The organism is Kitasatospora sp. NPDC087315 (genome assembly GCF_044744345.1).
Taxonomy (GTDB): domain Bacteria; phylum Actinomycetota; class Actinomycetes; order Streptomycetales; family Streptomycetaceae; genus Kitasatospora.
The window spans coordinates 78,011-92,561 of record NZ_JBIUYD010000028.1; the positions used below are offsets into that span (position 1 = coordinate 78,011).

A 14,551-nucleotide genomic window follows, 5' to 3' on the forward strand; every position below is an offset into this window, starting at 1 on the left:
CTCGCCTTCAATGGCCGGACACCTTCCCCCGCGAGAGAGTCCGGTCACCGATGACGTCTTCTCCTCCCCCTCCGCCCGCGGTCGCGGCGCTGCCGCGCTCGCTGGGCGTCTTCGGCGGAGTCCTGCTGACCCTGTCGTGCGTGACGCCCGCGTCGTCGCTCTTCATCGTCGTGCCCCCGCTGCTGCAGTCCCAGGGCAGCGGCGCGGTCATCAGCCTGCTGGTGGCCGCCGTGCTCTCGCTCGGGGTGGGCCTGTGCTACGCCGAGCTCGGCACCCTGGTGCCCAGCGCCGGCGGCGAGTACTCGATCGTGGGGCAGGTGCTCGGCCGGCTGGCCGGCTGGCTGGTGTTCGTGATCTCGATCGTCTCGCTGCTGGTGATCCCGCCGATCATCGCGCTCGGCACCGCGGACTACCTCGGCTCGGTGCTGTCGCTGGACCCGGCGGTCGCGGGCGGCGCGGTGATGGCGCTCGCCGTCGCGGTGGGCGTCCTGGACATCAAGTCCAACGCCCTGATCACCGGGATCTTCCTGGGCCTCGAAGTCCTCGCCGCCGCCGTCGTCACCGTGCTCGGCCTGACGCACATCCAGCAGCCGGCCTCGACCCTGGTGCACGCGGTCGTGCCGGACGGGCAGGGCGGCACCAGCCCCTTCACCCTCGGGCTGCTGATCTCCGGGCTGACCGTGGCGATCTTCACCTACAACGGCTTCGGCACCGGCATCTACCTCTCCGAGGACCTCCGCGACCCGCGCCGCTCGGTCGCCCGGACCGTCCTCTGGTCGCTGCTGGCCGGGGTCGTCGTCATCACCCTCCCGGTGATCGCGATCTGCCTGGGGGTGAGCTCCCCGGACCAGCTGGCGGCGGGCGACCTGGTCGCCATCGTCGACTCCTGGGCCGGCAGCGCGGTCGGCACCTTCGTCAGCCTCTGCATCGCCGCCGCCATCCTCAACGCCGTCATCGTGATGGTGATCCAGAACGGCCGGGTGCTCTACGCCTCCGCCCGCGACCGCACCTGGCCCGACCGGGTCAACCGCGCCCTCGGCACCCTGCACCCGCGCTGGGGCTCCCCCTGGGTCGCCACCCTCGCGATCGGCCTGCCGGGCGCGGTGCTGGCGCTCACCGTCCCGATCGAGGCGCTGCTCGGCTTCACCGGCGTGGTCGTCGCGGTGATCTACCTGCTGCTCGGCATCGCCGCCCTGGCCGCCCGGCGCGGCCGCCACCGCGCCACCGGCGCCTGGCGGATGCCGCTCTGGCCGGCCGCCCCCGTCCTCACCACCGTCGTCCTCGGCTACACGCTCACCCGGCAGGCCGGACGCGATCTGCTGATCACCCTCGCGGTGCTGCTCGTCGGGGTCCTCTACTGGTTCCTCTACCTGCGCCCGCGCAGCGCGACGCACTGGGTGCTCAGCCTGCCCGCCGACCAGACCGCCGGGACCGGCCCGGCACCCCGGGCCGCCACCGCCGTCCCTGTCACCGCTGCCGCCACCGCCACCGCCGCCACCACCGCTTCGGAGAACTCGTGAACCGCCCCGCCGAACTGATCGTCCACAACGCCCATGTCCACACCGTCGACGAGCGGCGCCCCCGGGCCGAGGCGGTCGCCGTCCGCGACGGCCGGATCGCCTGGGTCGGCGACGGAGACGGCTGGCGCGAGCTGGCCGGCCCCGGCACCGAGGTGGTCGACGCCCGCGGACGGCTACTGGTGCCCGGCTTCGTGGACAGCCACAACCACGTCCGGCTCGGCTCCGACGCGGCCTGCGTCCAGCTGGCCGGCGCGGCCGACCTGCCCGAGATCGGCCGCCGGATCGCCGACTGGCTGCACCGCAACCCGTCCGCCGACTGGGTCGAGGCCGAGGCCTTCGACTACTCGGCCGTCCCCGGCGGGCGGATGCCCACCGCCGCCGACCTCGACCCGTACACCGGTGACCGGCCCGCCTTCGTGCTCAGCTACGACGTGCACACCGTCTGGCTGAACACCGCCGCCCTGCGCCGCCTGGGCATCACCGCGGCCACCCGTGAACTCCCCTTCGGCACCGTGCGGACCGACCCGGCCACCGGCGAACCCACCGGATTCCTCACCGACTTCGCGGTCCGCGGCCTCTCCCGGGACGGGCACCGGGCGCTGCGCGCCGCCGGCGTCCCGTGGGCCGCCCCCGACCGGCAGTACGGCCGGCTCTGCGCGAGCCTCGACCTGGCGGCCCGGTACGGCCTGACCACCGTCGTCGAACCGCAGAACTCCCTCGACGACCTGGCCCTGTTCGAGCGGGCCATCGCCGAGGGCCGGCTCCGCTCACGCCTGGTCGCCGCGCTCTTCCACCCGCGCGGCACCACCCCGGCGGAGCTCGCCGGGTTCGCGGCGGCGGCCCGCCGGCACAGCGGCGACCGCTTCCGGGTCGGGCCGCTCAAGCTCTACATCGACGACGTGGTGGAGCCGCACACCGCCGCCCTGCTGGAGCCCTACGCGGGCCACCACAGCCACCGCGGCGAGACCTTCTACCCCGCCGAGGAGTTCGCCGAGGTGCTGGCCGGCCTCGACGCGGCCGGCTTCCAGACCTTTGTGCACGCCACCGGAGACCGGGGCATCCGGACCGTGCTCGACGCGGTCGAGCACGCCCGCCGGGTCAACGGGGCCCGGGACGCCCGCCACCAGGTGGTCCACGTCGAGTGCCTCGACCCGGCCGACGTGCCCCGCTTCGCCGAACTCGGCGTGGTCGCCTGCATGCAGCCCCGGCACTGCTCCCCCGACATCGCCGGCCCCGGCCGGGACTGGGCCGAGGCCGTCGGCGAGCAGCGCTGGTCCAAGGCCTGGCCGATGCGCAGCCTCCAGGAGGCCGGTGCGGTGCTGGCGTTCTCCAGCGACTGGAACGTCGCCGAGATGGATCCGCTGGTCGGCCTCTACACCGCCGTCACCCGCCAGGGCCTGGCCGGCGGCGAGGCCTGGGTGCCCGGCGAGACCGTCTCGCTGGCGGACGCGCTGCGCGGCTACACCCTGGGCAGCGCCTACGCCAACTTCCTGGACGACCGCCTGGGTTCGCTCACCCCCGGCAAGCTGGGCGACCTGGTGCTGCTCTCGGAGGACCTCTTCGCCCTGGACCCGAAGGCCCTGCTGGACGCCCGGGTCGACCTCACCGTGGTCGGCGGCGAGGTCGTCCACCGGGCCGGCTGACCCCCGCTCCGCCCGGCGGCGCGTGCGCGCCGCCGGGCCCCGGCCCCGGCCCGGCTCTGCGGCAATTGACCGTTTCGGACACCGCTCTCATCTGATGATCACTCATTTGCCAGCAATCGGACTCCTGGCGTACGGCGCCGTCCACTCGAATTCCTTCGCACACCGTCGAGATTCGAAAGGCACTGGACCCATGGCCCGTACCGCCGATCACCTGTCGCCCGACCAGCAGCTCAGGGAGGCGTCGACCCGCCTCGGCCGCCGACGGTTCCTCACCGTCACCTCGGCCGCCGCCGCGCTGGCGTTCACCACCAACCTGCCCGACGCGCAGGCGGCCGACGCCGAACTGGCCCCCCGCTCGCTGACCGAGAACCCGTTCACCCTCGGCGTGGCCTCCGGCGACCCGCTCCCCGACGCGGTGGTGCTGTGGACCAGGCTCGCCCCCCGCCCGTACGAGCCGGGCAACGGGCTGCCGCCCACCGGCACGGTGCGCGTCGGCTGGGAGATCGCCCGGGACGAGCGCTTCCGGAAGGTCGTCCGGCGCGGCACGGCCAGGGCGCACGCGGAGTTCAACTACAGCGTGCACGTCGACGTGGACGACCTCGACGCCGACCGGGTCTACTGGTACCGGTTCACCGTCGGCAGCTGGAGCAGCCCGACCGGGCGCACCCGCACCGCGCCCGCCCGGGGCCGGAAGCTCGACGAGGTCCGCCTCGGCCTGGTCTCCTGCCAGGCCTACGAGGACGGCTACTTCACCGCGTACCGCCACCTCGCGAACGAGAACCTGGACGCCGTCTTCCACGTCGGCGACTACATCTACGAGTACGGGATCGACGCGGTCGGCGGCGACCGGAAGTACACCGACCGCACCCTGCCCGCGCTCTACAACCACGAGACCACGACGCTGGAGGACTACCGGCTCCGGTACTCCCTCTACAAGACCGACCCGGACCTCCAGGCCGCGCACGCCGCCTTCCCCTGGTACGTCACCTGGGACGACCACGAGGTGGAGAACAACTACGCGGCCGGCATCCCCGAGAAGGGCCAGTCGCCCGAGGCGTTCGTGGCCCGCCGCGCCGCCGCCTACCGGGCCTACTGGGAGAACATGCCGCTGCGCATGCCGAAGCCCGACGGCACCGACCTGAAGCTCTACCGCCGCGTCCACTACGGCCAGTTGGCGCAGTTCGACATCCTGGACACCCGCCAGTACCGCTCCGACCAGGCCAACGGCGACGGCTGGCAGTACCCGACCCCGGAGTCCGCCGACCCGGCGCGCACGCTCACCGGCGCCACCCAGGAGCGGTGGCTGCTGGACGGCTTCCGCCGCTCCAGCGCGGTCTGGAACGTGCTGCCGCAGCAGGTGGTGTTCAGCCAGAGGAAGAACACCACCAACCCGACGTCCAAGCTCTCGATGGACGCCTGGGACGGCTACCCGGCCGCGCGCGAGCGGCTCCTGACCGGGGTCGAGCGGGCGGGCGTGAAGAACCTGGTGATCCTCACCGGCGACGTCCACGTGGCCTACGCCCTGGACGTCAAGCGGGACTTCAACGACCCGGCGTCCCGGACGGTGGGCGTCGAGTTCGTCGGCACCTCGATCAGCAGTGACGGGGACGGCGAGGAGCGGCCCTCCAACTGGAGCACCCTCCTGGCGGCCAACCCGCACATGAAGTTCTACGACGGGCGGCGCGGCTACACCACGCTCACCCTCGACCGCCGGCACGCGCGCGCCGACTACCGGACCGTCTCCCACATCACCACGCCGGGCGGCACGATCAGCACCTCCGGTTCCTTCGTCTCGGAGGCCGGCCACCCCGGCATCCAGCAGGCCTGACACCCCCCTCGGACGCCCCCTCGGGCATGCGCCGGGCCCTCCGTGCCACCGCCGGCACGGAGGGCCCGGCGCATCACGGGGCCGGCGCATCACGGGGCCGGCGCGTCACGGGGCCGGCGCGTCACGGGGCCAGGACGCGCTGCTTGGCAGCGGCGAACTCCTCCTCGCTGAGCATCCCCTGCGCCCGGAGCGCGGCGAGGCGTTCCAGACCGGCCAGCACCTGGTCGTCCGGCGGAGGAGGTGGAGGCGGCGGTGGAGGCGGCGGAGGTGCGGCAGCGGGTGGCGGCGGCGCGGCGGCGGGCGGCGGCGCGGCGGCCTGCTGGTGCCGGGCGGCGACGCGGCCGGAGACCGCGGTCGCGGTGCCCGCCACGACGGCGGTGCGGGCGGCGGTGCCGATCAGCCCCGGGCGCCCGCCTCGGGAGAGACGACGGCCGATCATGAGCTTCTCCTCCTCGGGTGGGGCGGTCAGGGCTTGTGGCCGATCGCGACGAGATCGGCCTCGACGATGCTCAGCGGGACCTGCTCCCGGGCCACCAGCAGGCCGCCGGCCTCCTTCAGCACCCGGACGAGCGGGGTGGCCCAGCTGTTCTCCCAGACGATGATCGCGGCGGAGCTGTCCGGCGGGATCTCCTCGCAGACCGAGGCGAGGTCCTCCTCGCTGAGCAGCCCCTGGATCTCGCCGTCCACCTCGGAGAAGGCGGCGGCCTCGTCCTCCTCCAGCGCGTCCAGCTCCAGCACCCGGGCGGTTCCGTCCGCGTCCCGCTTGATGAAGGTCAGATCGATGATGCGGACGATGCCCTCCGAGGTCAGACGCTTGAGCTCGGGGACGATGTCACCGCGGAACCTGTTGCCCGGGAAGGCGATGACCGCGTACTCGACCGGTCCGATGTCCATGACGGACCTCCCGTGTCGGCGCCCGGTGGCTGCGGGCGGGTGCTCTCCCATCGTGCGCCCCGGCGCAACCGGGTGCGAGTGGAGCGGGAGGGTCCCACGCCCGGCCGCACCGACCGTGTGGCGCCGCCCCGTCGGAGCGCCGTCATGAGAGCGCCCGGCCACCCCTGTGTCCGGCCGTGCCGCCCTACCGTGGGGTCCACCGGCATCGGACGCCGCTGAGCCCGCGAGACCGAGGAGACCACCGTATGACCGCCACCGGAACCCCCTCCGACCCCGCCGCGACCGAGGCCGACCGGACCCTGCTGCTGGCCGCCGTGGCCGCCGCCCGCCGAGCCAGGGAGGCCGGCAACCACCCGTTCGGCGCACTGCTCGTCGGACCCGACGGCGCCGTGCTGCTGGAGGCGGAGAACACCGTCGTCACCGGGCGCGACGCCACCGGCCACGCCGAGACCAACCTGGTCCGGCTGTCGACCGCGAGGTACGACGCCGGCTTCCTGAGCCGGTGCAGCCTCTACACGAGTACCGAGCCGTGCGCGATGTGCGCGGGTGCCGTCTACTGGTCCGGCATCGGCCGGGTCGTCTACGCCCTCGGCGAGGACGAGCTGCGCGCGATGACCGGGGCCGACGAGAAGAACCCGACCCTGGCACTGCCCTGCCGCCGGGTGTTCGCCGCCGGACAGCGGGACCTGCCCGTGGTCGGCCCGGTGGACACCGACGGTGCCCGCGAGGTCCACCGGGACTTCTGGGGCTGAGGGCCGGGGCCGGAAGGTCCTCCCGGGGCGGTCAGCCGAGCCGGTTGACGGCGGCCGCGAAGGCGGCGGGGAAGCGGGCGGCGGTGGGCACGATCCGGTGTGCCAGCCGGGGCTGCCCACGCAGCCAGAGCAGGGAGCCGGTCAGCAGCCGGTACTGCCGGGACACCCGGCGCCACGCCGACTCGTACTCCTGCGGCCGGTCGGCCCGGACGCAGCGCACCAGTTGGTCGGCCGCGCCGAGGGCGATCGACAGGCCCTCGCCGGTGAGCGCGTCGACGTAGCCGGCGGCGTCGCCGACCAGCAGGACGCGCCCGGCCACCCGGGCGCGGACCCGCTGGCGCAGCGGTCCGGCGCCGAGGACGGGCGTCGCCGCGGCCCGCGGCAGGCGGGCGGCCAGCCGGGGGAACCGGGCCAGTTGCTCGTCGAACGGGCCGCGGTCGCCGGTCAGGACGGCGACCCCGACCAGGCCGGGGCCGACCGGGGTGACATAGGCCTCGGACCGGGCCGACCAGTACACCTCGACGCAGTCCGTCCACGGCGGTACGGCGAAGTGCCGGCGCAGCCCGTACCGGGCCGGTGCCCGGCCGGACCGGGCCTCCAGGCGCAGGCCGCGCCGGATCGGTGAGTGCAGGCCGTCGGCGGCCGCGAGGTAGCGGGCGGTGATCCCGGCCGCCGTGACGCTGTCGCGGCCCTGGTGGACGGCGGTCACCCGCAACGGCAGGACGGCCACGCCGAGTTCGCGGGCCCGGCGGTCCAGCGCGGCGTGCAGGTCGGTCCGCCGGACGCCCAGGCCCGGGTCCCCCCGGAAGAGCCCCTCGGCCTGGTGGCGGTCGTCCAGGTAGCGGATCCCCCGGAGGGCGTGTCCGTCGACGGTGACGCCGAGCTCGGCCAGCGCCCGCCGGCCGGCGGGCATCAGCCCCTCGCCGCAGGCCTTGTCGACCGGCGTCCGGCGGGGCTCGGCGACCACCACCTCCAGGCCGGCCCGGGCGGCGTGGATCGCGGTGGCGAGTCCGGCCGGGCCGCCGCCGGCCACCAGGAGGTCGATCACGGGGCCGTACCGGACGGGGCCGGGGCGCGGTCCGGCACGGCGGCCGGGGCCGCGCGCAGGGCGGCGTTCTCGCAGCGCAGCCGGACCGCGAGGAGGGGGAGGTTGAGGAGCGTGAAGCCGGCCGCGGTGAGCCAGGCGGTGTGGACCAGGGGCAGTGCGACGCCCTCGGCCACGACCGCGAGGTAGTTGGGGTGGTTCAGCACCCGGTACGGGCCGGTGGCCACCAGGGGCAGGCCGGGGACCACGAGCACCCTGGTGTTCCAGCGTGGTCCGAGGGTGCCGACGCACCACCAGCGCAGGGCCTGCGCCGCGAGCGCGAGCAGCAGCGCCGGCCACCCGAGCGCGGGCAGGAACGGCCGGTCCGCCCAGGCCGTCTCGGCCAGGCAGCCGGCCAGCAGGGCGGTGTGGAGCAGGACCATGACGGGGTAGTGGCCGCGCCCGTGCTCGGTGGCGCCGTGCCGCCGGCTCCAGGCGGTGTTGCGGCGTGCGGTGCGGAGCTCAGCCAGGCGTTCGGCGGCCACCAGCAGGACGAGGGCGGTGTAGGGGGTCATCGTCGGCCTACCAGCGGATCAGGACGAGTTCGGAGCAGAAGCCGGGCCCCATGGCGAGCAGCAGGCCCGGGGTGCCGGCCAGCGGGGGGCGCAGCGCGAGGGTGTCGCGCAGGATGTGCAGCACGGAGGCCGAGGAGAGGTTGCCCACCTCGGCGAGCGAACGCCAGGTCAACTCCAGTGCCTGGGCGGGTAGATCGAGGGTCTCGCGAAGGGCGTCCAGGACCTTGGGGCCGCCGGGGTGGCAGACCCAGGCGGTCACGTCCTGGAGCTTCAGGTCGTGGTCGGCCAGGAACGCGCGGACCTCGGGCCCCAGGTGACGGCGGACCAGCCCGGGCAGTTCGCCGCCGAGCAGGATCCGGAAGCCGCCGTCCCCGATGTCCCAGCCGAGCAGGCGCTCGGTGTCCGGGTAGAGCCGGCTGCGGGTCGCCACCACGACGGGCCCGTCGTCCGGGCGGCGGCTCGGGTGGTCGCGGCCGACCGCGACCACGGCGGCCGCGCCGTCGCCGAACAGCGCGCCGGCCACCAGGTTCGCCGCCGAGGCGTCGGTCCGTTGCAGCGTCAGGGAGCAGAGTTCGACGGAGAGCAGGACCGCGACGTCGGCGGGCCGGCCTTCCAGGTAGTCGTGGAGCCGGGCGATTCCGGCGGCGCCGGCCACGCAGCCGAGCCCGAAGACCGGTACCCGTTTCACGTCCGCGCGCAGCCCGAGGCGGGTGGCGAGCCTGGCTTCGACGGACGGGACGGCGATGCCGGTCACCGAGGTGGAGATCAGCAGGTCCACGTCGCGCGGGCGCAGTCCGGCCTGGTCGAGCGCCTCGGCCAGGGCCCGTTCGCCCAGTTCGAGGGCCACCGTGATGAAGCTGTCGTTGGCTTCGCCGAACCCGCTCAGGGCCGCGTAGCGCTCCAGCGGCATGGCCAGTCGGCGGCCGCGCACCGTGGACGCGGCGTGCAGCCGGTCGAGCAGTTCGCGCCGCCCCTCCCCCACCGCCCCCATGGCCGCCAGCGCGTCCGTGATCTCGTGCTGTTCGTACCGGTGCTCCGGCAACACCCCGTGGACGGCTGCGATTCGCGTCATTGCCCCAGCATAGGGACGAACAGCATCAAATCGCCCTCAGCCGCGAGGGCCGCGCCGATCCGGCCCTGCGGCCCCGGCCGGATCTAGCATCACGGTGTGCCCACCACCGAAAGCGGTCGTAGCGATGTCCACCGGGTCGGCGGAGCCGTGGAGTTGACGCACCGTCGAGCAGGCCGGTCGGCGCTCGCGCTGCTGCGGGCGTGCCACCCCGAGCCGACGGCGGCGGTCACCGTGCTGATGACGGCGCTCGCCGCGGTGTCCGGGCGGAGCGCGGCCGGCTGCCTGCTGGTGGCGTCCGCCGTGCTCACCGGTCAGCTGTCGGTGGGCTGGTGCAACGACCGGGTCGACCTGGCGCGTGACCTCGCGGCGGGCCGGCGGGACAAGCCCCTGGCCGCGGGCGCGCTCGGCCCGACGACGGTGTCCGTCGCGGCGGGCGGCGCGCTGGGCCTCTGCGTTCCGCTGTCGCTGGCGAGCGGGCCCTGGGCCGCCGCCGCCCATCTGTCCGGTGTCGCGGCGGCGTGGGGTTACAACCTCGGCCTCAAACGCACCGCCGCCTCCTGGCTGCCCTACGCCGTGGGCTTCGGCGCGCTGCCCGCCTTCGTCACGCTGGGGCTGCCCGGCCATCCGTGGCCGCCCGTCTGGTCGGCCGCGGCGGGGGCGCTCCTGGGTGTCGGGGCGCACCTCACCAACGTGCTCCCGGACATCGAGGCCGACCTGGCCGCGGGCGTGCGCGGACTCCCCCAGCGGCTGGGCCGCCGCCGGGTCCGGGCGCTCGCGCCCGTCGTGCTGCTGGCCGCGTCGGCCGTCCTGGCGTTCGGGCCCGCCGGACCGGCCGGACGCGCCGGGTGGGCCGGGTGGGCCGCGTTCGCCGTCACCGGTGCGCTGGCCGCGGCCACCGTGCTGCCGACCGGCCGGGATCCGCGCAGCCGGCTGCCGTTCCTGGCGACCCTGGGGCTGGCGGCGACCGCCGTGGCGCTGCTTCTGCTGCGCGGAGCCGCGCCGGCCTGAGCGCGCCCGCGCTCCGGGCGGGGCGCGTCCGGAGCGCGGGCGGGCGGCGCCCGCCGGCAGGAGATCCGGCGGGCGCCGCGTGAGCGGGCCCCGGTCGGGGCGCTGGAGGTGGAGATAGGAATCGAACCCATGTACGCGGCCCTGCAAGCCGCTGCCTCGCCTCTCGGCCACTCCACCGGGCGACGTGTGCAACATTAGGGCAATGCTCCGGAAATCCCGCACCCCGACACACGGGAAAACGCCGCGCCGCCTCCCCGGGCCTTTCCGGACACACGCTCCGCCCGGCGTTTCCGCGCGCCACTCGTCCCGGCGGTAACCTGCTGCGTGCAGTGCCCCCGATCCGAGAAGATGGGATTCACACGTGACGGTCAAGGATTCCCAGCCGGCCATTTCTGTCAGCCCCGTATTCACCGGGCCGGCCGCCCGCTGCCAGTACAAGAGCCTGCCGCTGCGGGACCTCCCCCCGCTCGGCCTCGTCCGCCAGGCCCGGATGGCGCGCGAGGAGGCCCGCGAGCGCCACGCCGGGGTGCCAGCGCCCGGCCGCCCCTCGGCGTTCGCGGTCGGCGACTGGGTGCGGGTCAAGGACGCCGATGCCGTCCGGGCGACCCTCGACGAGCAGGACCGCCACCGCGGTCTCTGGTTCACCGACAGCCAGTGGTCGTACTGCGGCCGCACCTACCGGGTCGAGCACATCGTCCGGCGGATGGTCGACGACCACTACCGGATGCGCCGCCTCTCCTCCACCACGACGCTGGCGGGCGCCACCTGTCTGGGCGCGGACCGGACGCGGGGCTGCGGGCTGGCCTGCGCCCTGCTCTTCCGGGACGAGTGGCTGGAGCCGTCCACGGCGGAGGCGGCCCACGTCATCCCGTCCGACTACCGGGCCACCGTCCGCAGCCTCCCGGAGATCCAGGCCACGCTGGACGGCTCGGGCCGGCTGCACGGGGTGCCGTTCCACCCCGGCATGGCCAGGTTCGCGGGCACCCGCCACGGCGCGACCCACGTGGGCCACCGGGCGCTGGCCTGGTGGCAGCGGCCGGTCGGCGGCGACTGGTACGTCCTGGACAGCCTGCGGTGCGGCGGCGAGCCGCTGCCGGAGACGGGCTGCGACCGCCAGTGCGGCCTGCTGTGGCACGCCTCCTGGCTCCGCCTGGAGCCGGCGACCGGCGAGTGAGACCCACGGCCGGGCACCGGGCCGGCTGCGGCCCGGCGCCCGGTCGCGGCAGCCCGGTCGCGTCAGCGGGTCCAGCGGTGGCGCAGGTACTTGGCCGTCAGGCGCAGCGGGCCGTCGCGGTCCCCCACATAGCTGCGCGGGAGGGTGTGCGGGCCGGCCGCGGCCCCGGGGCTGACGGCGCAGGCGTGGGTGTAGCCGGCCGCTTCGACGGCCCCGACGGCGGCCGGGTCGAAGGACCCGTACGGGTAGCAGAAGCCCTCGACGGCGCAGCCGGTGACGTCCTGGAGGATGCTGCGGCTCTCCGCGACCTCGGCGGTCAGCCGCTCGGGGGCGAGACCGGCCAGGGCGACATGCGTGAGGCTGTGCGAGCCGACCTCCATCCCGGCGTCGACCACGGCGCGGACCTGCCGGGCGGTCATCAGGGGCTTGCGCGGCCCTTCGCGGTCCCAGTCGTTGTCGGCGCCCATCTTCCGCGCCACGACGTAGACGGTCGCCGTGAAGCCGTGGTCCGCCAGGAGTGGCACGGCCTGGTCGAGGAAGTCCCGGTAGCCGTCGTCGAAGCTGAGGCCGACGAGCCCGGCCGCGGTGCCGGCGGCGTGGGCGCGCTCCAGCTCGCCGACGGAGACCCCGCGCAGGCCGCTGTGCGAGAGCCAGCGCAGCTGGCCCCGGAGCCGGTCGGGATGCACCGTGACGAGGTAGGGGTCCTCGGGTTCGGTGTCCACCGAGTGGTACATGAGCGTCCACGGGCGGCGCTCCGCCCGGCGATCGCGGCCCTCCGGACCCGATGGGGGGAGAACAGCGGAACCATGCTCAGAGAGCGTCATCTTCAACCCCGCCGTCGATTCGCCCGTCATCCGCCTGGGCGTGCCGAATCGGCCCACGGAATCAGGAGTCCCTGCTCGGTGCAGTCGAGCACGGTGGATTCTGGCAGACCGGATCACGGCAATGTGACCACCGGGGCTGTTACACGGAGGAAATACTTCGCACGGCGCATTAATTCCGTGCGGGTATGACAATAATTCCTAATTGAGGACTGTTGATCGACCTCGCGCGAGAAAACCCCGCACGAGGTCCGCGAGATCCGCGAGATCCGGGAATATCAACTGCCCGGAATATTCGGACTGCCGGGCCGCACCCGGCGGTCAGGTCTTCTCGGGCGTGCGGGGAGTGGGCCTTCCGTTGACGGCCGGGGCCGCCACCCCCGGCTGGAGGGAGTGCAGGATGGCCAGGCCCTCGCCGACGATGCCGGCCGCCAGCTGGTTGACGCCGTCGGTGCCGTTCAGCACGGTGAGGCTGGCTCCGGCCATGCCGCGGGCGGCCGCCTCGGCGAGCGCCGGCAGGTTCTCCACCACCCGGTTGGCCGCGATGAGCTCCTGGTTGCCGTCCCGGAGCGAGGCGGCCCGGGCCTTGTTGGCATCGGCCTGGGCCTGGGCGATCGTCCGCTCGGTGTAGGCGTTGCCGTCGGCCTCGAACTTCGCCCGGTCGCGGCTCGCCTCGGCGAGCGTCCGCTGCCGGTACGCCTCGGCGTCGGCCGGGCGGCGGACCTCCGCCTCCAGACGCTGGGCCGCCAGCGCGGCCTGGCGCTCGGCGAGGGCCGTCTGCTGCTCGATGACCTCCTGGGACGCCCGGGCCTGGGCGAGCGGGCCGGCCTGGGCGGCGCGGGCGTTGGACTCCTCGGTCTGCGCCAGGAAGCCCGCCCGCTTGATCGCGGTGTCACGCTCGTACTCGGCCTTCAGCGCGGCGGCCTGCTGCTCGCGCTCGGTGGCCTCCTGGTCCGCCTTGGCCCGGGCGATCCGGGCCTGGCCGGCGACCGCCGCGGCGTGCGGCGCGGCGAGGTTGTCGATGTAGCCGGTGGCGTCCTCGATCTCCTGGATCTGCAGGGCGTCCACCACGATGCCGAGCTTCTCCATCTCGCCGTGGCTGCCGGCCATGACCTCCTGGGCGACCCGGCTGCGCTCACGGATGATCTGCTCCACGGTCAGCCCGCCGATGATCGAGCGCAGGTGCCCGGCGAAGATCCGGCCGACCAGCTCCTCCATCTGGTTCTGCTCGGACAGGAAGCGGCGGGCGGCGTTGGCGATCGACACCGCGTCGTCGCCGACCTTGAACACGCAGACCGCGCGGACGGTGAGCCGGATCCCCTGCTGCGTCACGCAGTCCTCCGCGATCTCCGCCTCCTGCAGGGCGAGGGAGAGCATCCGGGCCTTCTGCTTCACGGGGAGCACGAAGCTCCCGTGCCCGGTGACGATCCGGAACTGGGTGTCCTGCGACTGCCGCTTGGACCCGGAGATGAGCATCGCCTCGTTGGGGGCGGGAACGTGCCAGAACAACATGACTGACCACCTGGTGTACTACACGGGTTCGTACTGCTTCCTACCGCGCGGGTTCCGGCCGCACGGGTTCCGGCTCGTCCCGGTTCCGGCTCGTCCCGGTTCAGGACGGCAGGAGTTCGACGAGCACCGAACGGGCCGAGATCATGTCGACCACGACCACCCGGGCGTCCCGGCCGACCGGTTGTGCGGCCCACGCCGCGAACGCCTCCGATCCACCCCGCAGCGCGACCAGCACCTCGCCCGGTCCGTCGGACGGGATCGGCACCGTCACCCTGCCGACCGCCCCGACCGGGCTCCGCGAGGAGTCGTCGATCTCGTCCATACGCCCTCGCACCGGGAATGTCTCCGGCCGCCGTCGCGCCGGACCGTGCACTGTCACGCGGCGACACCGCCTCCCGGAGGCCCACACCTCCGGCTTCTCCGACTCTCGGGAACACCGGCGGCGGCAGCCGACGGCGACACTGTCCCCGATGTCTTCCACGGTACTCCGGGCCCACCGGAAGACCACCGGCCGAAGGGCGGGCCCGGGCCGCCGACACCCGGCCCGGACGAGGTGGGCACCGCGTACGGGAAGCCGGTCGCGGTGGGTCACCGGGGCCGGGGTGGGCCCTTCCTTTCCCCCGGGTCGCCTCCGGGCGCTCCGGCCCGCTGCCGACACTCCTCGCTCCGGCGCTCGCACCCCTCTTTCCCCCGGGCACCATCGGTGACGACCCGTCGGGCACCTGGCG

The 14,551-nt window shown here is 74.5% G+C and carries 14 protein-coding genes and 1 tRNA gene; 6 read left to right on the plus strand and 9 right to left on the minus strand.

Going from position 1 to position 14,551, the window contains the following annotated elements; translation table 11 throughout:
• Positions 1-50 precede the first annotated feature (50 nt).
• The 3 genes from ACIO5D_RS32095 to ACIO5D_RS32105 all read left to right on the plus strand — a co-directional run bounded on the left by ACIO5D_RS32095 (position 51) and on the right by ACIO5D_RS32105 (position 4,991).
• Positions 51-1,520 (plus strand): APC family permease, encoded by a 1,470-nt coding sequence (locus tag ACIO5D_RS32095; RefSeq protein WP_400799457.1) that lies wholly within the window; start codon positions 51-53, stop codon positions 1,518-1,520.
• Positions 1,517-3,163, plus strand: a complete 1,647-nt coding sequence (locus ACIO5D_RS32100) for an amidohydrolase (protein WP_400659529.1) — start codon at positions 1,517-1,519, stop codon at positions 3,161-3,163. Before ACIO5D_RS32095 ends, ACIO5D_RS32100 begins: the two co-directional genes overlap by 4 nt.
• A gap of 190 nt (positions 3,164-3,353) precedes the next feature.
• Positions 3,354-4,991, plus strand: a complete 1,638-nt coding sequence (locus ACIO5D_RS32105) for an alkaline phosphatase D family protein (RefSeq protein ID WP_400799460.1) — start codon at positions 3,354-3,356, stop codon at positions 4,989-4,991.
• Between the two features lie 121 nt (positions 4,992-5,112).
• Here the strand turns inward: ACIO5D_RS32105 and ACIO5D_RS32110 are convergent, their stop codons facing one another.
• Both ACIO5D_RS32110 and ACIO5D_RS32115 read right to left on the minus strand, forming a co-directional pair.
• Positions 5,113-5,430: an SHOCT domain-containing protein gene (locus tag ACIO5D_RS32110; protein WP_400659532.1), complete on the minus strand. Its 318-nt coding sequence runs from the start codon at positions 5,428-5,430 to the stop codon at positions 5,113-5,115.
• Between the two features lie 26 nt (positions 5,431-5,456).
• Positions 5,457-5,885, minus strand: a complete 429-nt coding sequence (locus ACIO5D_RS32115; protein WP_363609407.1) for a DUF6325 family protein — start codon at positions 5,883-5,885, stop codon at positions 5,457-5,459.
• Positions 5,886-6,130: 245 nt separating this feature from the next.
• Between ACIO5D_RS32115 and ACIO5D_RS32120 the strand changes: the two genes are divergently transcribed.
• On the plus strand, positions 6,131-6,637 hold the full coding sequence (locus tag ACIO5D_RS32120) for a nucleoside deaminase (RefSeq protein ID WP_363609405.1): 507 nt from the start codon (positions 6,131-6,133) through the stop codon (positions 6,635-6,637).
• A 31-nt stretch (positions 6,638-6,668) separates the two neighbouring features.
• Here the strand turns inward: ACIO5D_RS32120 and ACIO5D_RS32125 are convergent, their stop codons facing one another.
• From ACIO5D_RS32125 to ACIO5D_RS32135, 3 genes are read right to left on the minus strand one after another with little or no spacing between them, the layout of a single operon-like run.
• The gene (locus ACIO5D_RS32125) at positions 6,669-7,685 is read right to left on the minus strand and encodes an NAD(P)/FAD-dependent oxidoreductase (protein ID WP_400659540.1); all 1,017 of its coding nucleotides are present in this window, start codon (positions 7,683-7,685) and stop codon (positions 6,669-6,671) included.
• Positions 7,682-8,236: an isoprenylcysteine carboxyl methyltransferase family protein gene (locus ACIO5D_RS32130; RefSeq protein ID WP_400799463.1), complete on the minus strand. Its 555-nt coding sequence runs from the start codon at positions 8,234-8,236 to the stop codon at positions 7,682-7,684. The genes ACIO5D_RS32125 and ACIO5D_RS32130 overlap by 4 nt, the downstream gene beginning before the upstream one ends.
• A gap of 7 nt (positions 8,237-8,243) precedes the next feature.
• On the minus strand, positions 8,244-9,308 hold the full coding sequence (locus ACIO5D_RS32135; protein ID WP_363609399.1) for a 3-oxoacyl-[acyl-carrier-protein] synthase III C-terminal domain-containing protein: 1,065 nt from the start codon (positions 9,306-9,308) through the stop codon (positions 8,244-8,246).
• A 96-nt stretch (positions 9,309-9,404) separates the two neighbouring features.
• On the opposite strand from ACIO5D_RS32135, the gene ACIO5D_RS32140 reads away from it, so the two are divergent.
• Complete coding sequence (locus tag ACIO5D_RS32140) at positions 9,405-10,316, plus strand: UbiA family prenyltransferase (protein ID WP_400799466.1); 912 nt, start codon at positions 9,405-9,407, stop codon at positions 10,314-10,316.
• A gap of 103 nt (positions 10,317-10,419) precedes the next feature.
• On the opposite strand, the gene ACIO5D_RS32145 is transcribed toward ACIO5D_RS32140, so the two are convergent.
• A tRNA-Cys gene (locus ACIO5D_RS32145) sits at positions 10,420-10,493 on the minus strand.
• Between the two features lie 184 nt (positions 10,494-10,677).
• Between ACIO5D_RS32145 and ACIO5D_RS32150 the strand changes: the two genes are divergently transcribed.
• The gene (locus tag ACIO5D_RS32150) at positions 10,678-11,490 is read left to right on the plus strand and encodes a hypothetical protein (protein ID WP_400799469.1); all 813 of its coding nucleotides are present in this window, start codon (positions 10,678-10,680) and stop codon (positions 11,488-11,490) included.
• A 62-nt stretch (positions 11,491-11,552) separates the two neighbouring features.
• Here ACIO5D_RS32150 and ACIO5D_RS32155 read toward each other — a convergent pair whose 3' ends face one another.
• From ACIO5D_RS32155 to ACIO5D_RS32165, 3 genes are all read right to left on the minus strand, one after another.
• Positions 11,553-12,212 carry a polysaccharide deacetylase family protein gene (locus ACIO5D_RS32155; protein ID WP_363609393.1) on the minus strand — a complete coding sequence of 220 codons (660 nt, stop codon included), beginning with the start codon at positions 12,210-12,212 and terminating at the stop codon, positions 11,553-11,555.
• Between the two features lie 420 nt (positions 12,213-12,632).
• Entirely contained in the window at positions 12,633-13,823 is a 1,191-nt protein-coding gene (locus ACIO5D_RS32160) for an SPFH domain-containing protein (protein ID WP_363609391.1), read from the minus strand.
• A 100-nt stretch (positions 13,824-13,923) separates the two neighbouring features.
• Positions 13,924-14,145 carry a hypothetical protein gene (locus tag ACIO5D_RS32165; protein WP_363609389.1) on the minus strand — a complete coding sequence of 74 codons (222 nt, stop codon included), beginning with the start codon at positions 14,143-14,145 and terminating at the stop codon, positions 13,924-13,926.
• Positions 14,146-14,551: the final 406 nt, after the last annotated feature.